The 20,118-nt window shown below is 65.7% G+C and carries 15 protein-coding genes and 1 tRNA gene; 8 read left to right on the forward strand and 8 right to left on the reverse strand.

Features of this window, described 5'->3' with window-relative positions:
* Positions 1–48 precede the first annotated feature (48 nt).
* On the reverse strand, positions 49–576 hold the full coding sequence (gene bamE / locus UB43_RS09155) for an outer membrane protein assembly factor BamE (RefSeq protein WP_045210117.1): 528 nt from the start codon (positions 574–576) through the stop codon (positions 49–51).
* A 322-nt stretch (positions 577–898) separates the two neighbouring features.
* Between bamE and mgtE the strand changes: the two genes are divergently transcribed.
* Positions 899–2,341, forward strand: a complete 1,443-nt coding sequence (gene mgtE, locus UB43_RS09160) for a magnesium transporter (protein WP_045210118.1) — start codon at positions 899–901, stop codon at positions 2,339–2,341.
* Between the two features lie 125 nt (positions 2,342–2,466).
* Here the strand turns inward: mgtE and amrZ are convergent, their stop codons facing one another.
* Positions 2,467–2,799, reverse strand: coding sequence for a transcriptional regulator AmrZ (amrZ, locus tag UB43_RS09165; RefSeq protein ID WP_017517196.1), 333 nt, complete (start codon positions 2,797–2,799; stop codon positions 2,467–2,469).
* A gap of 485 nt (positions 2,800–3,284) precedes the next feature.
* On the opposite strand from amrZ, the gene phnN reads away from it, so the two are divergent.
* Positions 3,285–3,848 (forward strand): phosphonate metabolism protein/1,5-bisphosphokinase (PRPP-forming) PhnN, encoded by a 564-nt coding sequence (phnN, locus tag UB43_RS09170; protein ID WP_045210119.1) that lies wholly within the window; start codon positions 3,285–3,287, stop codon positions 3,846–3,848.
* Between the two features lie 2 nt (positions 3,849–3,850).
* On the opposite strand, the gene UB43_RS09175 is transcribed toward phnN, so the two are convergent.
* On the reverse strand, positions 3,851–4,327 hold the full coding sequence (locus UB43_RS09175) for a GNAT family N-acetyltransferase (protein ID WP_045210120.1): 477 nt from the start codon (positions 4,325–4,327) through the stop codon (positions 3,851–3,853).
* A gap of 92 nt (positions 4,328–4,419) precedes the next feature.
* Between UB43_RS09175 and UB43_RS09180 the strand changes: the two genes are divergently transcribed.
* A tRNA-Arg gene (locus UB43_RS09180) sits at positions 4,420–4,496 on the forward strand.
* Between the two features lie 40 nt (positions 4,497–4,536).
* Here UB43_RS09180 and UB43_RS09185 read toward each other — a convergent pair.
* The 5 genes from UB43_RS09185 to wecB all read right to left on the reverse strand — a co-directional run bounded on the left by UB43_RS09185 (position 4,537) and on the right by wecB (position 13,083).
* Positions 4,537–5,604, reverse strand: a complete 1,068-nt coding sequence (locus UB43_RS09185) for a diguanylate cyclase (protein ID WP_045210121.1) — start codon at positions 5,602–5,604, stop codon at positions 4,537–4,539.
* Positions 5,605–5,700: 96 nt separating this feature from the next.
* Positions 5,701–6,576, reverse strand: a complete 876-nt coding sequence (locus tag UB43_RS09190; RefSeq protein WP_045210122.1) for a DUF4434 family protein — start codon at positions 6,574–6,576, stop codon at positions 5,701–5,703.
* Entirely contained in the window at positions 6,576–9,761 is a 3,186-nt protein-coding gene (locus tag UB43_RS09195; RefSeq protein WP_045210123.1) for a bacteriophage N4 receptor, outer membrane subunit, read from the reverse strand. The genes UB43_RS09190 and UB43_RS09195 overlap by 1 nt, the downstream gene beginning before the upstream one ends.
* Positions 9,758–11,932 carry a cyclic di-3',5'-guanylate-activated glycosyltransferase NrfB gene (gene nrfB, locus UB43_RS09200; protein WP_045210124.1) on the reverse strand — a complete coding sequence of 725 codons (2,175 nt, stop codon included), beginning with the start codon at positions 11,930–11,932 and terminating at the stop codon, positions 9,758–9,760. Before nrfB ends, UB43_RS09195 begins: the two co-directional genes overlap by 4 nt.
* Positions 11,929–13,083: a non-hydrolyzing UDP-N-acetylglucosamine 2-epimerase gene (wecB, locus tag UB43_RS09205; RefSeq protein ID WP_045210125.1), complete on the reverse strand. Its 1,155-nt coding sequence runs from the start codon at positions 13,081–13,083 to the stop codon at positions 11,929–11,931. The genes nrfB and wecB overlap by 4 nt, the downstream gene beginning before the upstream one ends.
* A gap of 255 nt (positions 13,084–13,338) precedes the next feature.
* Here wecB and UB43_RS09210 point away from each other — a divergent pair, with 255 nt between their 5' ends.
* The 5 genes from UB43_RS09210 to UB43_RS09230 all read left to right on the forward strand — a co-directional run bounded on the left by UB43_RS09210 (position 13,339) and on the right by UB43_RS09230 (position 20,108).
* Entirely contained in the window at positions 13,339–14,190 is an 852-nt protein-coding gene (locus UB43_RS09210) for a LysR family transcriptional regulator (protein ID WP_045210126.1), read from the forward strand.
* Between the two features lie 690 nt (positions 14,191–14,880).
* Positions 14,881–15,936 carry a putative 2-aminoethylphosphonate ABC transporter ATP-binding protein gene (locus UB43_RS09215; RefSeq protein WP_045210127.1) on the forward strand — a complete coding sequence of 352 codons (1,056 nt, stop codon included), beginning with the start codon at positions 14,881–14,883 and terminating at the stop codon, positions 15,934–15,936.
* A 1-nt stretch (position 15,937) separates the two neighbouring features.
* On the forward strand, positions 15,938–17,653 hold the full coding sequence (locus UB43_RS09220; protein ID WP_045210128.1) for a putative 2-aminoethylphosphonate ABC transporter permease subunit: 1,716 nt from the start codon (positions 15,938–15,940) through the stop codon (positions 17,651–17,653).
* Between the two features lie 94 nt (positions 17,654–17,747).
* Complete coding sequence (locus UB43_RS09225) at positions 17,748–18,773, forward strand: putative 2-aminoethylphosphonate ABC transporter substrate-binding protein (RefSeq protein WP_037012373.1); 1,026 nt, start codon at positions 17,748–17,750, stop codon at positions 18,771–18,773.
* A 204-nt stretch (positions 18,774–18,977) separates the two neighbouring features.
* Positions 18,978–20,108, forward strand: coding sequence for a TIGR03364 family FAD-dependent oxidoreductase (locus tag UB43_RS09230; RefSeq protein WP_045210129.1), 1,131 nt, complete (start codon positions 18,978–18,980; stop codon positions 20,106–20,108).
* Positions 20,109–20,118: the final 10 nt, after the last annotated feature.

The raw sequence follows: 20,118 nt of genomic DNA on the forward strand, positions 1-20,118 counted from the left end.
AAATGCAGGCCCTTTTTCTTTGCCTTCAAGAAAGCATGGGCAAGTTGGTCAACGCTTCGCCTTGCCCATCACGCAACCATCCTCATCGAAGGTCACGGTGCGTGCGCCGTGCTTCTTGTCCGCCTCGTAGTGATAGCGCAGCGTCTCGTTGTGCTGGCTGGTCCTGTCTGGCCTCCCCAGGGCGCTCTCCACGTCGCTGCGCGTCATTCCCGTCCTTACGCGCCCCTCGATGATCGCCTTGCGCCGTGCGCTGCCCGTGACGCGGTTGCCGCAGCCGTTCTGCTGTTCGCCAACGACCACGACGGACTCTCCTCGCTCGGCTTCCTTGCCCCGGCCCCTGCTTCGCGTCGCAGGCTTCTGCACGATGGTCTCCTGCGGTATCGCCATCGGCACCGGCTCGCCGCTGCCGGGCGTGGGGTTGTTCGCTTCCTGGATTTCCTGCTGTCGTTCCGTGGGGCAGCCATACTGACTGAACAGCACGCTGCCATCGGCCGCGGTGCAACGGAACACCGAGGCCGCCTCGCAGGTCGGTACCAGTGGAATCAGGAGTGAACAGAGCAGGGCGGGCAGGCGCATGGATTCCTCCGTGATGGCGGGCCTGCCTGCAGCCTAGGAGTGGAAATTGTCAGTCGGAGCCGGGTGTCCTGTGGGAGCTTTCGGGCGTCGAACCGGGCAGTGATTCGGCAGTGAACTTTCGCCTGCAAGCGATTGTTCTGGCCGCCATTTTGTAACGCCTAATACACCCCGGAGTGTTATCATTTCCCGCATCTGCCCTCGATGGGCGCATGGGACACCACCATGGACTTACCCAGTAGTTACTCAGAACCCCGATTGCGTACACACGACCTGATGTATTGATCCCCTCTGGCCCGTTCTGCCACTGGGGGTGGAGCGTGCTATGACCGAAGTAGAAGCCAAGAAGCCGCAGGAAAGCCTGCAGGACCGCCTCAACCAGGTGGTCGACCTGCTGCACAAGCACAAGCTGGTGGAAGACCTGACGCACCGTCAGGAAGGCCAGCATCAAGACCTCGTCGAAAACCTCGTGCACCGCCAGAACCTGGCGGAACTCCAGCGCAAGCTGGAAGAGCTGCACCCGGCCGACATCGCCCACATCCTCGAATCCCTTCCGCTGGATGACCGCCTGACGGTCTGGCAGCTGGTCAAGGCCGAGCGCGACGGCGACATCCTCCTCGAAGTGTCCGACTCCGTGCGGGAAACCCTGATCGCCGACATGGACGATCACGAGATCCTCGCCGCGGCCAGGGACATGGATGCCGACGAACTCGCGGACCTTGCGCCGGAACTGCCGCGCGATGTGGTCCACGAGCTGATGGAAAGCCTCGACCAGCAGCAGCGCGAGCGTGTGCGTTCGGCGCTGTCCTATGAGGAGGACCAGGTCGGCGCGCTGATGGACTTCGAGATGGTCACCATCCGCGACGACGTCAGCCTGGAAGTGGTGCTGCGCTACCTGCGCCGCCTGAAGGAACTGCCGGGCCATACCGACAAGCTCTTCGTGGTCGACTACGACGGCGTGCTCAAGGGCGTGCTGCCGATCAAGCGCCTGCTGGTGAACGATCCGGACAAGGACGTGGCGGAGGTCATGGCCACCGATCCGGTGGCTTTCACCCCCGATGAGGATGGTTATGACGCCGCCCAAGCGTTCGAGCGTTACGACCTAATTTCCGCCCCGGTGGTGGACAAGAACGGCAAACTCATCGGCCGTCTGACCATCGACGAGATGGTCGACCTGATCCGTGAGGAAAGCGAAAGCGAAGTCCTGAACATGGCCGGTCTGCGCGAAGAGGAAGACATCTTCGCCTCGGTCTGGAAGTCGGTCGGCAACCGCTGGGCGTGGCTGGCCACCAACCTGGTCACCGCCTTCATCGCCTCGCGGGTGATCGGCCTGTTCGAAGGCTCCATCGAGAAGCTGGTGGCGCTGGCCGCGCTGATGCCCATCGTGGCCGGCATCGGTGGCAACTCCGGCAACCAGACCATCACCATGATCGTCCGCGCCATGGCGCTGGACCAGATCCAGACCAGCAGCGCGAACCGCCTGCTGCGCAAGGAGCTGGGCGTGGCACTGGTGAACGGCCTGGTATGGGGCGGGGTGATCGGCCTGGTCGCCTTCTACCTGTACGGCAACTGGGAGCTGGGCGCGGTCATGACCGGCGCCATGACACTCAACCTGCTGCTCGCCGCGCTGATGGGGGTGCTGATCCCGATGACGCTGCTGCGTCTGGGGCGCGACCCGGCGATGGGCTCCAGCGTGATGATCACAGCCATGACCGATAGCGGCGGCTTCTTCATCTTCCTCGGACTGGCCACGCTGTTCCTGATGTAACGCCAGCTCTGCCGAAAAGGCCGCCTGCGAGGCGGCTTTTTTGTGCCTGTCGTTACGTGTCACCCGTGAATCGCGGGCATGAAAAAGCCGGCTCGAGGCCGGCTGTTTCGGGTGACGCGAACGAGTCAGGCGTCGTTCTGCGCCATCTCGGCATCGTGCGCAATCAGGGCGATCAGCGCGTTCTGCTGACGATGGGTCAGTTGGCGGAAGCGCTGCAGCAGTTCGCGTTCGTGCAGGCTGAGCTCCGGGCTGTCCAGGCGGATGCCCAGGTTGTCCTGCAGCGCACCTTCCTGCAGCAGGCTCTGTTCGAGACGCGCGATGATCTCGGAGTTCATGCTGCGGTGGTGGCTGCGAGCGACGTCGGCGATACGCTCACGCATGCCTTCGGGCAGACGTACGACGAACTTGTCAGCGGTACGGCTGGAGTAGGTGGGGGTTGCCTGTTTCAATGGGCGCATACTTTAAACCTGTAAGTCAGGGAGGCCGATGCCATGGGTCAGCGTTCGTTCAGGCCCTTTGACAGCGATTTCCAGTGGCCGTTCAGCGCGTCGTCAAAGCTTTTGAAAAATATCCAATAACTTGACGTCAAACCTTCGGCATATTGTGTCTCGGGTGAAGGCTAAATGCCAGCACCAATCGTCCGAAATGAGACCGTCTAGGCAGACCCTTCTTTGGATGGGAGTTGAAGGGAAAGCTGGCGATTTGCCCATATCCGTCAGCGTAGTCGATGTATACCGTGCGCCTGCCTGCCGTTGGGCAGCCTGATGGGGGCACTTCGTCGTGGATTGCCATGATGGCACAGCGCTGGATGGTGAGTCAGGAGCGGTGGGGCGGGCGGGCATCGAGATCGGGATTTCACTGATATCCCACAAGGCTCGGAGTATTATCCGCCCCGCGGATCAGAATTGAAGTAGCGCCGAGCCGCCGGCGCACCGAGAGTCTCATGACCCCAGGCAGACTGATTTTCCTGATGGGCCCTTCGGGTTCCGGCAAGGACAGCGTGTTGCAGGCCGCCAGCGTTCCGCTGGCGGCGATGGATTGCCGGATCGTCCGGCGCGTCATTACCCGTTCCGCCGAGGCGCGGGGTGAAGAGGCGCATTCGGTGAGCGTCGACGAATTCACCGAACTGGAGCGCTCCGGCGCCTTCGCCATGAGCTGGCGCGCCAATGGCCTGCACTACGGCATTCCCCGCGAGATGGACGATTGGCTCGCTGCCGGCCACGACGTGCTTGTCAATGGCTCGCGCAAGTACCTGCCCGAGGCCCGTCGTCGTTACCCCCGGCTGATCGCGGTGTTGCTGAAGGTCGATTCCGAGGTGCTGCGCCAGCGTCTGCTCAAGCGCGGGCGGGAGACGCTGGTGGAAATCGAGGAGCGCCTGGCGCGCAATGCGCACTTCGCCGATGGCCTGCCCGGGCCGCTGGTGGAGTTGGACAACTCGGTGTCCCTGGATGTGACGGTCGGCCACCTGCTCGACCTGCTCGCCCCTCCGGACGCCCAGGCCAGCTGAGGTCAGTCCAGGCTCAGCGACAGGCTGACGCCATGGGGCGCAAAGCCCATCGCCGCATAGAAGCGGTGCGCCATTTCCCGGTCCTGATGGCTGGAGAGCGCGAGCTTGTAGCACCTCCAGTCCCGCGCCCATTCCACGGCCCGGCCGATCAGTGCCTGGCCGATGCCCTGACCGCGTGCGCGGCTGTCCACCACCATGTCCTCGAGGATTGCCGAGCGGGCGAAGCCGTGGGCGATGTGCTCGATCAGGTGCAGGGTGCAGGTGCCGAGCAAGGCGCCATCGCGCTCGGCGATCAGCGTCACCCGCGAGGGTTGCTGATCGCTCAGGGCAAGGGCGAGCAACGCGGTGTCGGGCAACGGGTCACGCGTGCCCAGTTGCTGCAGCAGCGGAGCCAGGGCCGCCGCATCATCGGCCGTGGCGACGCGCACATCGAAGGTGGCAAAGGGGGAATCGGGCAGGGCGCCGTCGTCTGTGGTCATGGCGTTTCTCCGGCTGACGACGAAATTATGGACCGCGCCGGTGGCGGCGGCATGACAAATCGCTTGTCGGTGGTTAACATGCCGACCCGATTGTCCCGGTAGCTCAATTGGATAGAGCGTCCCCCTCCTAAGGGGAAGGTTGGAGGTTCGACCCCTCTCCGGGACACCAGCATGAAAAGGCCCGCATCCGCGGGCCTTTTTCGTTCTGCTCAGGGCGAATAGGTCGTTCGATTGCGGCCATTGTGCTTGGAGCTGTAGAGCGCCTTGTCAGCCTTGATCAGTGCTTCGCTGAGACTGCCCTCCAGGCTCAGGTGGGCGAGGCCGAGGCTAATGGTGACGTTGGGGTGGCCGGGCAGGTCCGCGGTGGCCTGGCGCAATTGCTCGACCCGCGCCTGCGCCTGGTCGGCATTCAGGCCCCAGAGGTACAGGCCGAACTCCTCGCCTCCCAGCCGGGCGAATTCGAAGTCCCCCATCTGCTGCTTGATCGCCAGCGCGACGCGGGTCAGCACTTCGTCGCCGATGTCATGGCCGTAGGTGTCGTTGACGCGTTTGAAATGGTCGATGTCGACCATCGCCAGGTAGCGTTGCTCGCCGTCTTCCCCCAGGCGCTTGCCGACGCGGGCCATGAAGGAGCGGCGGTTGGGAATGCCGGTGAGGGTATCGATGTAGGCCTGGTCCAGCAGCAGGCGGGCCATGGCGTAGTTGTGCAGCTTGGCCTGGCTGAGGTGGTGGAAGATGTACACCGTGAGCGCGCTGATGAAGACCGGATAGCAGATCAGCATGCTGTGCCGCACATTGAATTCGGGCACGTTGCCCAGGAACGGGTTGAGCAGCACCCAGGTGACGAGCAATACCGCGAAGAAGGCCGGGCGGTTCAGTGGCAGCACCGTCGCGCTGTAGAGCACGGTGGAGGCGCAGATCACCAGCCAGGCCTGGCGGACGTCACTGGGAATGCCTTCGATCAGCAGGCGCGCGCCCCAGGCGAAGGTCACGACGAAGGCGAAGTTGATCAGGTAGAAATGCAGTGCGCGGCGGGCCACGGCGGTCAGGGCAAAAAGGATGACGAAGGCGGCGAGGAACAGCAGCGAGATGTAGCTGAAGCCTTGGCCGGTCTGGAAGCTGACGATCAGGTCGAAGAGAAGCCAGATGCCGATGCTGACGCCGAATACCAGCAGGCTGAAGCCTTTGAGCCGCTCGAAATCATGTTGCAGGAACTCGGCGCGCAGTTCAGGTGAAACGTGTTGTTTCACGACTTCCGATTCGATGGTCTTGAACATGAACGGTCCTGTGTGGGTGCGGGATCGCTCGCGCGAGCATAGACGAACTCGCGTCCCCTCGCGCGCCGCCCGGTAGGCGGCGTGCGGGGGCTGGTTTCAAGGGTGAATGCTGGTGCCGGCGCTTGCCTGCTGGTTATCCAGCAGTACCTTGCCCCAGGGTCGGTAGCGCACCTCGAACACGGCGCTGGCGTGGCAGCCGGTGGACGCGCTGGAAGGCGCAGCGGGCTCGGCATGGAAGGGCTGGCCGGCAGCGCTGGTCTGGCGGAAGGCTTCGCGGACGATGCCGACCGGGCAGGGCATGGCGGCAGCGTAAGCCTGGCGCACCCGCTCGGGCAGGGCACCGGTGCCGGCGCCGTCCTGCCACCAGACCTGCACGCCCAGCCCGGCGATCTGCCCCAGCCAGTCGCCGTACACCTGTGGTGCCAGCTTGCCGCCGGAGAAGGCGCTCAGTTGCAGCGGCGCCTTCAGTTGCCCGGCAAAGTCCTTGAGCTGATGTTGCAGGGCCAGGCGACGTTCGACGGCCTGGAAGTGCCAGTCGTCCAGTTCCATCGGCAGGTACCAGGCGGCGACTGGCAGTTTCCACTGCTCGCTCACCTGCCGTTGCTGCGCCAGGGACCGGCCCAGCTGGTGCTGCCAGTAGGCCTCCAGACCGGGCGTGTCCAGCTCGCCCTGGCGCTGGTAGTAGGCCGGGTCCATGTACAGCCCGAGGACCAGTTGCAGGCCGTTGTCGTGGGCGCTTGTCAGGGCGCGCGCGAGCCAGCCGTGGGCGCCGCCGAAGTCGGAGTCGCCATAGGCGGTCCATTGCACGATCAGGGTCTTCGCGCCCTGGGCCGCGCTGGCGCGCCATATCTGCTGCCATTGCGCGTCGCTCAGCGCAGCATCGACATTCAGCGGCTGGTAGAACAATCGGTCATCGGCGTGCGCCGTGACGGCGGAGCACAGCAGGGCCAGGGCGAAAATCAGGCGTCGCATCAGAAGTTCACCTCGAGTCCCACCAGCCAGCCGTTGGCCTGTTCATAGAGATTGCCCGCCATGCCCAGTTGGTACTCGGTGCGCACGGTGACGTGGGCGCGGTACGCGTTGTAGCGGTCTTCGCCGTACCAGTACTGCCAGCGCAGGCCGACGCCGCTGCGCAGGTCCTGGCGCCAGTCGTTGCTCGGGTCCTGCGCGGAGAACTCGGCAAAGCCGTACGGCATGATCGTCTGCGGCGAGTCCACCGGCAGCTTCCAGGTGTGGCCCTGCTGGTAGCGCGAGACCCACTGGTGGTCGCCGGCGTGGGTCCACCAGGCGAAGTCGGTGTAAAGGAAGCGCTCGTCCCAGTCGCTCTCGTCCACGCGCCAGTCGTTGCGGTACTCGCCCTGGTCGAGGAAGGAGGCGGTGGCGCGCAGCAGGAAGTCGGTGGAGGTCTGGCCGTACTTGTCGCGCTGGCGGGCGTAGCGCTCGAACTTCTCGGGAGTGCCGATCTCGTGCCAGCGGATGCCATCGAAAGCGTCTTCGGCATCGCCGTCGTTCTTGATGGTGTTCTGCTTGTACAGCTCGCTGTAGAGGTTGAGGTTGTAGTCGCCGAAGGGCTTGTAGCGCAGGCCGAAACCGGCGGCGAGGGTCTGGGTGTATTCCTTGCGCCCTTCGTTGCCGGCGATTGCCCGGCCATACACCGAGAGGGTGCTGCCGTTGCGGGTCGGTTCATCGCCCAGGGCGTGGTCCCAGATGAACGTCTGCAGGTTCTGCGATTGGGCGCGGCGCTTGTTGCCGACCTTGTCTTCGCCGATGGGAACGGCCACGGTGGTGATGCCTGCCGGCGACCAGGTGCTGGCGATGGTCAGGTTGTCGCGCTGGGACAACGTCTGATGCGCGCGGCGCTGACGGAAGCGACGAGCTTCGAGGCTGCCGTATTCGTCGTCGGCGGCCACCGGCTCCTGTTCCAGGTCGATCACCCGGCGCAGCTCGCGGCGGGCGGCGAAGCTGTCTTCGGCTTCGTCATAGCGCCAGGCGAGGGTTTCGCCCAGGCGGAAGTCCTCGGGGTAGTCGCGGGTGGCACGTTCCAGGTAGGGGATCGCGGTGCGCCGCTCCTGGGGTGTGTCAGTGCCGGCCAGGCGCATGCCGTAGTCGGCGCGGAAGCGCGGGTTGTCGGGTTCGCGGCGAACTGCCTCGGCCAGCCAGAGCTTGCTTTGCTGCTGGTCGCCGGCCTTCTGGGCACTGCCGGCGGCGTTGTAGAAGTGTTGGCCGTTGGGGGAATGCTGCAGGGCCTCGCGGTGCCGCGAAAGCGCTTCGGGGTAATCGCCACGGGCGTCGGCGATGTTGGCGCCCAGTGCCCAGTCGTCCGCGCTGCCTTTCTTCGCCTGCTGCCAGTAGCGCTCGGCGCCGGCATTGTCGTTGGTGAGCAGCGCGGCGCGGCTGGCGGTGAGGCGGGCGTTGTCGTTGAGTTCGCTGGCGGGCAGGGCGTTGAAGATGCGCAGGGCGCCGGCCGGGTCGCCGGCGGCTTCCAGCGCATAGGCCAGCGGCAGTTGGCTGTCCTTGTCGCCGTGGGCGATGGCGGCCTGGTAGTAGACCACCGCTTCGCCGGGCCGCGCGGGCATGGAGCAGCGGCCGAGGGCGCGCAGCTCGCCGGGGGTGTTGGAATCCGGGCTCAGGTAGCGTTGCAGGGCATCACAGCGCCCGGCTTCGGCGAGGCGGCCGAGCAGGTAGGCGCGCGAGACCGGGTCGGCCTTGGGCAGCAGGGCTTCGATGCGGGCGACGTCCAGCGGCGTGTCGCTGCGCGCGTGGATGCCGGCCAGGCGTTGCAGCAGCGTGGGCGGCAGGTTGCCGCCGCGGCGGTCGTAGGCGTTTTCCAGCAGTTGCTTGGCGCGCTCGGTGCGCCCGGCATTGAGGGCGAGATAGCTGGCCTGGTCCAGTGCCTTGAGGTCGCCGGTCTGGCGATAGCGTTGCTCCCACAGCGCGGCCGCTTCGCCGGTGCGGCCGCGGGCCTGCAGCAGTTCGGCGCGCTGGCGCACGGTATCGGGCGTCTGTGGCTGGCGCGATAGCCAGGCCAGCGCCAGGTCGGTGCGCCCCTGTCGGCGCCAGCTATCCACCAATTGGTCGCGCCGGGCAGTGTCCCAGGGCTCGGGCAGGCGGGTGTTTTCCAGCAACTCGGTGGCGTCCAGGCGCTGCGCCAGTACCAGCCAGGTTTTCGGATCTTCCGCAGGCTTGCACTGCTGCAGCTTGGCGAGTGCGGCTGCCTGGTCGTGGCGCGACAACCATTCGGTGGTTTCCAGGCAGGGGCGGTTCTGCGCGTCGCTGAGTTTTTCCACCAGCGATGTGTCGCTGCTGTCTCGGGCTACTTCCAGCAGTTGCGCCTGGCGCGTCGGATCATTGCGGTCCTGCTCCGGCAGGGTGAGCAGCCAGCGCTTGGCGACTTCGGTCTGCTCGACGGCAATGGCGCGGTCGATGATCGCCAGTCTTGCCTGGCGCGCGGCGTTGGCATCGGGCGCTTGCTGAATCAGCTGCTCCAGCGGCTTTTCTTCCAGGCGCTGGGCGTAGGCGTTGGCCAGGCGTCGCCAATCGTCGGCGGACAGCTGGTGAGCGGCGGCCAGCGGCGCCAGCTGGGCGATGGTGGTGTCCCAGTCGCGCAGTTGTTCGGCCCAGTTGGCGCGGGCTTCGCGCAGCACGCGGCCATCGTTGCCCGGCGGCAGGGTGCCGAGCCAGTCCAGCGCCTTGGCGGCGCCCTGGGTCTGGCCGAGCTTGAGGCTGTACGCCTGCCACAGGCGTACGCGCTCGTTGGCGTTGCTGGTGTGGGCCAGCCACTGGTTGATCTGGGCTTCGGGTGGCGGGCCGTTCTCGATCAGGTCCAGGCGCAGTTCGGTCAGCGCCTGCGCGCCCGCTGCGGTGCCGGCCAGTGCCTGGGCTTCCTTCTCGGCATCATCGAAACGCTGCTGCTTGGCCAGGGACTGGATCAGCAGGGAGCGTGCCTCGGTGTTGTTCGGTACGCGGTCGAGCAGGTGGCGCATCAGGCGTTCGACTTCCGCCCAGTTGCTCTTCTTCGCTTCCTTGTAGCCCTTGTCGAGGTAGGGGAAGCTGCGGAAGCGCTGGAACTCCGTGAGCTGGTCATCGGCGGCCTGGGCCAGCGGGGCGGCGATGCTCGCCAGGATCAGGCCGTAAAGCAGGGGTTGTTGCGGTTTCACACGGCCTCCCGGGCGATGCGATAGGCCTCGTGCTGTTCGCTGGCCTGTTCCTTGAGCGCTTCTTCAAGTACCTGTTGGGTAATGATGCCGCGCTTGATCAGGTGCTCGCCGAGCGAGTCCTGCTCGGGATCGAAGTCGATCAGCGCCTGGTTGAACAGGCTGGGAGGCACCATCCCGCGTACCTGCAACAGGGTGCCGAACATCACCACGTGGCCACAGAGGCGCTCCATCAGGGCTTCATCACCCTGGCGTTGCCTGAGCGCGTCGACGATGGCGCGGGTTTCATCGGTCTGGTGACGGCCGCCGTACCAGTGGCGCAGCCCCAGGGTGACGCGCCCCTGCGGAGCCAGTCGACCGCGCACCGGGCGTTTGAGCTGGCGGCTGATGGCGCCGAGGGAGACCTGGCTGATCTGCTGTTCGCTGGCCAGGACCAGAGTGTCTCCCTCCACGGCTACCGGCAGCACGGCATAGCGCAGCGCCAGCTTGCGCGGCAACGCTTCGATCAACTTCGCATCGAGGGTGAAGGGGTTGAGCGGCGCCCATTCCTCGCCCAGTTCCTCGGCCAGGGTTTCCACCAGTTGCGTGCTGGTGATCAGCTCGCGCAGCAGCAGCTCGCGGCCCAGGCGCCGGCGCACCGGGCTGGTGAGCGCCGATTGCAGCTGCTCCTCGGTGATCAGGCCCTTTTCCTTCAGTCGCTGGCCCAGCGGCGTGCGCTGCGGGCCGGCGAGGGCGGGGAACTCGTGGGTGGTCTTGTCCCAGGCCACACGGCGCGAATCACCCATCTCCATCACCTGCTTGAGCGCGCGCAGGTTGGCGAAGAAGTTGACGAAGTTGCTCCACATCATCCGCGGCGCCGACAACAGCCCCTCGAAGATGCCGTAGAAACGGGTGACGAACCAGAAACGCTGGAACAGCCGGTTGAACAGCATCAGGCCGTTGAGGAACAGCAGCACCACCAGCAACTGGCTGCCTTCGAGGATCGACGGGAAGCGCCAGGCGTTGGGCGACAGGCTGGTGATCAGCCACATGGTGATCAGCACCAGGAACAACAGGTTGACCAGGAAGCTCAGCAGGTAGGCGATCAGCCCCCGGCGGTCGCGCCAGAGGAAGTAGTTGAGCATCCCCTTGCTGCTCCAGCCCAGGTTGCGCGTGCCCTGGAAGACGATCCCGGTGATCCACCGGGACTTCTGGCGGATGGCGTGCTGCCAGGTGCGCGGGAAGTGTTCGCGCACGCAGATGACCTGGGAGAAGCGCCGGTCCATGCCCGGCACCCAGGTGCTCTTGAGCGCCAGCTGCGGGTCGGTGATGGAGTAGCGGGCGAAGATGCACTTCATGCCCTTCTGCTTGAGGCGGAAGCCGATGTCGTAGTCCTCGGTGAGACTCTGCACATCGAAGGCGATGCCGTCGCCGTCTTCCAGCAGCGCGGCGATGGCGCGGCGGCTGAAGCAGGTGCCGACGCCGGCGCTGGGCACCTGGCCGGTCAGCGCCTCGCGCACCGGTACGTCCTTGCCGTGGTTCTCGGCGAACTCGTCGACGTAGTGGCCGGCGGTGAAGCCGGTCCATTCCGGGGCATAGGGGTAGACCGGGATCTGGATCAGGTCCTTGGCCGGCAGCAGGTAGTTAAACAGGCGCAGTTCCAGCGGCGAGATGACGTCTTCGGCGTCATGCAGGATGAAACCGGAGAACTCGATCTTGGCGTCGGCCTCGAAACGCAGGATGGCGTCGATGATGTTGTTCAGGCAGTCGGCCTTGCTGGTGGGGCCGGGGCGCGCGCAGACCACCTTGTGCACGTTGGGATAGTGCAGGCACACCGCGTCCACGTCCGCCTGGGTCTGCGGGTCGTTGGGGTAGGTGCCGACGAAGATCTGGTAGTTCTCGTAGTCCAGCGTCGAGGCCGCCAGGCGCGCCATCTCGCCCACCACGCCGACCTCGTTCCAGGCCGGCACCATGATTGCCAGCGGCTTCTCCGGGGCGGCGAAGAGGCGCTCCTCGTCGGCCCGGTCGAAGCGGTTGTAGATGCGGAAGCGCCGCACCAGCACCCGGCCCCAGTACACCAGGTCGATGAACAGGTCATCCAGGCCGAGCAGGAACATCAGCGCGGCAAGGATGATCGCCAGGTACTTCAGGGCATAAAGAACGTAAGTGAGGATATCGACCAGTTCGAGGCTCATTCGAACTCGCTTGGCGCGCGTGATTCACCGAACCAGGACAGCAGCCGGGCGACGATCTTCTCGCTGGCGTGGCCGTCACCATAAGGGCTGAATACCCGGCTCATCTGTTCGTAGACTTCCTCGTCGCGCAGCAGGTGGCTGGCTTCGCTGACGATGCGCCCGGTGTTGGTGCCCACCAGCACCACGGTGCCGCCTTCCAGCACGGCGGGGCGCTCGGTGACGCGGCGCAGCACCAGCAGCGGCTTGCCCAGCGCCGGGGCTTCCTCCTGGATGCCGCCCGAGTCGGTGAGGATGATGTACGCGCGGTCCATCAGCCAGACGAAGTGCTGGTAGTCCTGCGGGGCGATCAGGTGGATGTTGGGCTTGTCCGAGAGCAGGCCGTAGACAGCGTTCTGCACCTGCGGGTTGAGGTGCACCGGGTAGACGAAGTCCACGTCCGGGAAGCGCTGGCCAAGCTCGGCCAGGGCCAGGCAGATGCGCTCGAAGCCCTTGCCGAAGTTCTCCCGGCGGTGGCCGGTGATCAGCACCACGCGGCGGTCCCCGGTGAACTTGGCCAGGGGCGAATCGATGGCGGGTATCCAGTTGGTTTCGTGCAGGTGTTCGCGCATCCACAGCAGGGCGTCGATCACCGTGTTGCCGGTGACCTCGATCTGGTCGATGTTCACCCCCTCGCGCAGCAGGTTGTCGCGCGAGGCCTTGGTCGGCGGGAAGTGCAGGTCGGCGATCACCGCAGTGAGGCGGCGGTTGGCCTCTTCCGGCCACGGTTGGTGAATGTTGCCGGTGCGCAGGCCGGCCTCGACGTGGCCCACCGGAATCTGCCGATGGAAGGCGGTGAGGGCGGCGATGAAGCTGGTAGTGGTATCACCGTGGACCAGCACGATGTCCGGCCGGTGGCGGTCGTAGCTGTCATCCAGCTTGCCCATCATCTGCAGGGACAGGCTGTTCAGGGTCTGGCCCTGGGTCATCACGTCGAGGTCCTCATCGACCTCCAGTTCGAAGGAGTCCAGCACTTGCTGTAGCATCTCGCGATGCTGGCCAGTGGAGCAGATGCGCAGCTCGATTTCCGGGGTACGGCGAAGGACGCGGGCGAGGGGGGCCATCTTGATGGCTTCCGGACGGGTTCCGAAAACCATGGTGACTTTGTACTTCATTAATTGCTCCTTGGGCGCACCCTTGTGAGGCCGCCTTCGGTTTTCCGTGTGGGATTTTTCCAAGGGCAATGAAAGTCGCTCAAGTCCGGGCTGTCCAGCGACAACTGGTGTTGCCAGTGATACAGGTCAGGTACATTGACCTTTTAAGATGTTTTGTCACGTGGCTGCAGGCCGCGTCGTCAGCGGGCTGGCGCCGGTTTGCCGGCAGCGCCGAGAAAAAATGTTGATGAATTTTTCGAAAAGGCGGATCGGTCGATGCTGAGCGCGGAACTGAAGGCGTTCTACCGGGTGGCGAAGCTGGGCAGCATCACCCAGGCGGCGAAGAAGCTCGGCCTCAGCCAGCCGACCGTGACCACGCAGATTCGCAACCTGGAAAGCCAGTACGCGGTGGAGCTGTTCTATCGCGGCGGCCGTCGCCTGACCCTGAGCGACGAGGGCGCGCGCCTGCTGCCGATGGTCGAGGCGCTGCTGCAGCAGGAAGCCGATATCGAGTTCTACCTGCGCAACTGCGGGCAGATGCAGGGCGCGCTGCGCATCGGTGCCACCTCTCCTTATTACGTGCTCGGGCTGATCAAGACCTTTCGCGAGCGCTTCCCGCAGATCGAAGTGTCGGTGGAGATCGGCAACTCCCAGCAAGTGCTCGAATCGCTGATCGAATGCCGGGTGGACCTGGCGGCTTCCTCACAGCAGGTAGACGACGCGCGCCTGACCCGCGTGGTGCTGGGCAGCGATCCGCTGGTGCTCGCGGTGCACCGCAGCCACTCGCTGGCGGCGCTGCAGTCGGTGAGCCTGGGCGATCTGCGCAGCCATTGCCTGCTGATGCGCGAGGCGGGCTCGACTACCCGTCAGCTGACCGAGGCCATGCTGCAGCAGGCGGGGGTAACCCCGGCCTCGATGCTGGAGATCGGCAGCCGTGAATCGATTCGCGAGGCGGTGATCCGCAACCTGGGGGTGAGCATCATCGCCCGCCAGGAAGTGCCGGATAACCCGCAGTTGTGCGTGCTGGAGATCAAGGGCGCGAGCCTGATCGACGAGTACCTGTATTGCCTGAAGGATCGGCGGCAGGCGCGCTTGCCGAGTGCTTTCCTGGCATTGGCGCAGGGTTAGAGGCTGGTCATTGTAGGAGCGGAGCTTCTCCGCGATCCGTCGGCAGGGCCGATGTTTGCCCTGATTGCGCTGCTTGCAATTAGGCTTTTCAGCGCCGCTTCGGCGTGCGCGCGGACTTTGTGTTTCGCCCCCTCGGGCGAGTCCCTTTTGTCAAACGCCACAAAAGGAACCAAAAAGGCTTGCCCCGGACATCCGGTTTTTCGCTCAGGCGAAAAATTCCCTCGTTGAATCGAAGCTTCAGGGGCACGAACTAGGCGTCCCCCTACGAAGGGCCGTCCCTGGCCCATCGCAGCTCTCGCGACATCCATGTCGCTCAGCCCCTGAAGCTTCAATTCAACGAGGCCTCCTGAACGGGGCGTTCGGAGTGCGCGGGTGTTTCTCTGGAAGTCGTTCAAATGCAGAGCCAGAGCCAGAGCGCGGAGTACGCATTTTCTGTAGGAGCGAGCTTGCTCGCGAACCGCTTGGCACCGTGCCATGCAAGTTCGCGAGCAAGCTCGCTCCTACAGGTCGACTCCAAGGCGAAGCGCATCTACGAAAATTTTTTCACCCCCATACCAAAATCTGCCTATGGATCTATCGGCGCACTTGGCCCTTTAGCAATAGTGCCGTCGCAATCCGTCCCTAGCATGGACCTCGTTCCTTCACGCCACGGCTCACGCGGTGTGAACCACAAGAAGACGAGGTACCGCCATGCATCCCACCATCGCCGGCACGCCGCTCAGCGTGCGCCACATCCGCAAGCGCTTCGGTCAGTTCGTCGCCCTCGACGGCGTGTCGCTGGACGTCAAGGCCGGTGAACTGGTCTGCCTGCTCGGCCCCTCCGGCTGCGGCAAGACCACCCTGCTGCGCTGCATCGCCGGGCTGGAGCAGCAGGACGAGGGAACCTTGCACCTGGGGTCGCGCGATGTGTCGAACCTGCCGCCGCAGGCGCGGGACTACGGCATCCTGTTCCAGTCCTACGCGCTGTTTCCCAACCTCACGGTGGAGCAGAACATTGCCTATGGCCTGACCAACGCATCCAAGGAAGAAGCCCGCCGCCGCGTTGCCGAGATGCTCGAACTGGTCGGCCTGACCGGCAGCGAGAAGAAATACCCCGGCCAACTCTCCGGCGGCCAGCAGCAGCGCGTCGCCATGGCCCGTGCGCTGGCGCCGAGTCCGTCGCTGCTGCTGCTCGACGAGCCGATGTCGGCGCTCGACGCCCGTGTCCGCGAGCACCTGTGTGGCGAGCTGCGCCAACTGCAGAAGAGCCTGGGCATCACCACCGTGATGGTCACCCACAACCAGGACGAGGCCATGCTGATGGCCGACCGCATCGCGGTGATGAACCACGGGCGCATCGAGCAGTACGGCACTGCCCAGGAGATCTACAGCACCCCGAGCACACCCTTCGTTGCCGAGTTCGTCGGCCAGGGCAACTGGCTGCCCTTCGAACGCGGCAGCGATGGCCATGCCCGCGTCGGCAGCCTCAACCTGCGCCTGCACAGCCAGGCGCAAAGCGCCTCGGGCCGGCTGTTCTGCCGCCCGGAGGCGATCAGCGTGAACCCGGCGGTGCACCAGGAAAACCTGTTCCGCGCGCAGATCCGCGAGATCACCTTCCTCGGCAACCGCTGCCGCATGAGCTTCGAGCTGGAACAGCTGCCGGGCCATGCGCTGCTCGCCGAGCTGGCGCCGGAGGACATGCCGCGCCTGGGCACTCCGGATATCTGGGTGTCACTGCCGCCGCGCAGCCTGCAGGTGTTCGCCTGAGATGGAAGCCGTGGTGAAGCACAGCCCGACGCTTTCGGTCGGCAAGGTTCGCGGCGATCTGGGTGATCGCCTGTTCGTCCGTGGCGGCAAGTACCTGCTGCTGGTCCTGCTGACCCTCGCGGTGCTGATGCCGCTGCTGGCCATCTTCTGGCGCGGCTTCAGCGGTGAGGCGGGGCAGGGCGGTGGCCTGGCGGCCATGGGCGAGTTGCTGCGCAGCGACAACTTCCACTGGCTGCTGGGCAACAGCCTGAAGGTCTCGGTGAGCGTGGCGTGCATCGTCGTGCCGGCGGCCTACCTGTTCGCCTACGCGCTACAGCGCACGCTGATCCCGGCCAAGGGCCTGTGGCGCGGGATTTCCCTGCTGCCGCTGCTGGCGCCGTCGATGCTGCCGGGTATCGCGCTGATCTACCTGTTCGGCAACCAGGGCCTGCTGCGCCACCTGCTGCCGGACAACATCTACGGCTTCTGGGGCATCGTCCTCGGCGAGGCGATCTACACCTTCCCCCATGCGCTGATGATCCTGCTGTCGGCGCTGTCGCTGGCCGATGCGCGCCTGTTCGACGCTGCCTCCAGCATGGGCGCCGGCCCGTGGAAAGCCTTCCGCAGCATCACCTGGCCGGCTTCGCGCCAAGGTGTGTTCGCCGCCTTCTGCCTGGTGTTCACCCTGACCATCACCGACTTCGGCGTGCCGGTCGTGGTAGGCGGCGACTACCAGGTGCTGGCGCTGGAAGCCTACAAGGCGGTGGTCGGCCAGCAGCAGTTCGGTCGTGGCGCGCAGATCGGCATGATCCTCCTGCTGCCGGCGCTGCTCAGCTTCGCCGTGGACACCTGGCTGCGCCGTCGCCAGGGCGATGCCATGAGCGGCCGCGCGCAGGTCTACCATCCCAAGCCGTCGCGCCGCCGCGATGCCGCCTTCCTCGCCATCGTCGTGCTTATCAGCACCGTTTTGCTGGGCGTGCTGGGCATGGCCGTGTACTCCTCGCTGGTGAAGTTCTGGCCCTACAACCTGTCGCTGTCGCTGAACCACTACGACTTCAACACCACCGCCGGTGGTGGCTGGCTGGCCTACCGCAACAGCCTGACCATGGCCGTGTGCACCGCGATCATCGGCAGCGCGCTGATCTTCACCGGCGCCTACCTGATCGAGAAGACCCGCGAGCAGCGCTGGCTGAGCCAACTGCTGCGGATGCTGTGCTTCGTGCCGATGGCCGTGCCGGGCCTCGTGCTGGGCCTGGGCTACGTGTTCTTCTTCAACCTGCCGGGCAACCCGCTGCACGTGTTCTACGGCAGCATGGCGCTGCTGGTGGTATGCACCATCGCCCACTACCTGACCACCGCGCAGATGACCGCCACCGCCGCGCTGCGCCAGCTCGACGGCGAGTTCGAGGCGGCCGCGCTGTCGCTGAAGATGCCGCTGTGGCGCCACTACCTGCGCGTCACCGTGCCGATCTGCCTGCCGGCGCTGCTGGACATCACCCGCTACCTGTTCGTCTCGGCGATGACCACGGTCTCGGCGGCGATCTTCCTCTACAACCCGGACACCATCCTCGCCGCCGTCGCCGTGCTGAACATGGACGACTCCGGCAACGTCGGCGGCGCCGCCGCCATGTCCACCCTGATCCTGCTCACCTCCGCGGCTGTGTCGCTGCTGCTGGCCGGCGCCTCGCGCGGCCTGCTGCGCCGCTCCCAGGCCTGGAGGAAGGGCGCGAACCCGTAACACCGCTGGACGCTGTCGCCCCCGTTTCGGCGAGGGCTCAACCCCTGACAACACCCGCCCCGCGCGGGGAAAAAACACTGCCAAGGAGCTCCACATGTTCAAACGTCTTGCCCTCGCCGCCGCCGTGGTTGCCGGTTTCGCCGCACAGGTCCACGCCGCCGACACCGAACTGACCGTCTACACCGCCCTGGAACCGGAACAGCTGACCGCCTACAAGCAGGCCTTCGAAGCCGAGAACCCGGACATCAAGATCAAGTGGGTGCGCGACTCCACCGGCATCGTCACCGCCAAGCTGCTGGCCGAGAAGGATCGCCCGCAGGCTGACGCCGTCTGGGGCCTGGCCGCTTCCAGCCTGGCCATCCTCGACCAGCAGGGCATGCTGGAGAAGTACGCGCCCAAGCACCTGGACGCCATCGGCAAGAACTACCGCGACCCGGCCAACCCGCCGGCCTGGGTCGGCATGGACGTCTGGGCCGCCACCATCTGCTTCAACACCGTCGAAGCCGAGAAACTGGGCCTGGAGAAACCGGTGAGCTGGCAGGACCTGACCAAGCCGGAATACAAGGGCAAGATCGTCATGCCCAACCCGGCGTCCTCCGGCACCGGCTTCCTCGACGTTTCCGCCTGGCTGCAGACCTTCGGCGAGAAGCAGGGCTGGGCCTACATGGACGCCCTGCACGAGAACATCGGCCAGTACGTCCACTCCGGCTCCAAGCCGTGCAAGCTGGCCGCCGCCGGCGAATTCCCGATCGGCATCTCCTTCGAGTACCCGGCCGTGCAGCTCAAGCGCCAGGGCGCGCCGCTGGACATCGTCCTGCCGAAGGAAGGCCTGGGCTGGGAAATCGAAGCCACCGGCATCGTCAAGGGCACCCAGCATGAAGCCGCGGCGAAGAAACTCGCCGACTTCTCCGCCAGCCCCAAGGCCATGGAGCTGTACAAGGAAAACTTCGCCGTGCTGGCCCAGCCGGGCATCGCCAAGCCGCAGACCGAACTGCCGGCCGACTACGAGCAGCGCCTGATCAAGAACGACTTCGCCTGGGCCTCGAAGAACCGCGACGAGATCCTCGCCGAGTGGCGCAAGCGCTATGACGGCAAGTCGGAGAAGGTTGCGCAGAAGTAAGGTTTGACACCGATGGCTCCCTCTCCCCAACCCTCTCCCTGAAGGGAGAGGGGCTGTTCGGTGTGTTGGTTCGGTTTCAGCGTCTGCCTGTGCCTTTGATGGTTTCAGGATGAACTCAGGGTTTCTCTTCGCAGAGGAGAGCTCCCTCTCCTTTCGGGGAGAGGGCGGGGGAGAGGGGCTCTTCGCCACGCAGGAAATACCCCCATGACCCACACCCACTGCGACGTTGCCATCGTCGGCGCCGGTATCCTCGGCCTTTCCCACGCCTACGCCGCTGCCCGCCGCGGGCTTTCCGTGCGCGTCTTCGAACGCACCGCCACGCCCCTGGGCGCCTCGGTGCGCAACTTCGGCCAGGCGCTGGTCACCGGCCAGCCGCCGGGCGTGATGTCCGACCTGGCACGGGCCAGCCGGCCGATCTGGGCGCAGTGGGCGGAAGGCGCCGGGTTCTCCCTGCGGCGCAATGGTTCGTTGCTGTTCGCCCGCACCGAGGCCGAGGAGCATCTGCTGGAAGCCTTCTGCGCCGGCCGCGCGAAGGAGCTGGACTACCGAGTGGGCCTGCTGCGCGGCAGCGAGCTGAACGACCTCTACCAGGGGCACTTCCGCCATCACCGCGCCGCGCTGCTCGGTTTCGACGACCAGCAGCTGTACTCCCGCGAAGCGCTGCCGAGCCTGATCGATTACGTGCGCCGCGAGCACGGCGTGCAGTTCCATTTCTCCACCCTCGTGCGTGACGTCGACACCGGCGTGCTGCGCACCACGGCGGGCAGCTTCACCGCCGGGCAGGTGATCGTCTGCTCCGGCCACGACTACCAGACGCTGCTGGCCGAGGTCATCGCGCCGCTGCAGCCGCAGGTGTGCCGCCTGCAGATGCTGCGCGCGCGCCCGCAGGTCGATTTCGGCCTCGCCCACTCGATCCTCACCGGCCTGAGTTGCGTGCATTACGGCGCCTTCTCCGACCTGCCCGAGGCCGAGGCGGTGCGCGAGCAGATTCGCCGAGAGACGCCGGAGCTGGAAGAGCAGGGCATCCACCTGCTGGTCAGCCCGACGCCCCATGGCGAGCTGATCATCGGTGACTCCCATCATTACGGCAGCGACGCCGCGCCGTTCAATGCCGAGGCGGTGGACAGGCTCATGCTGGAGCTGGCCGAGGACACCCTGGGCATGCGCGTGGAGGTGGTCGAGCGCTGGCAGGGCGTCTACGGCTCGCGCGGGCCGGGGCCGTTCTCCGTGCTGCAGGCCGCCGACGGCATCACCGCCGTGCTGATGCACACCGGCGTCGGCATGAGCATCGGCCCGGCGCTGGGCGAGCGCACCGTGGCCGGGTTGTTTGGCTGACACGCAGCTG

Origin of the sequence: Pseudomonas sp. 21 (assembly GCF_000955805.1) — a bacterium.
Lineage (GTDB): Bacteria > Pseudomonadota > Gammaproteobacteria > Pseudomonadales > Pseudomonadaceae > Pseudomonas.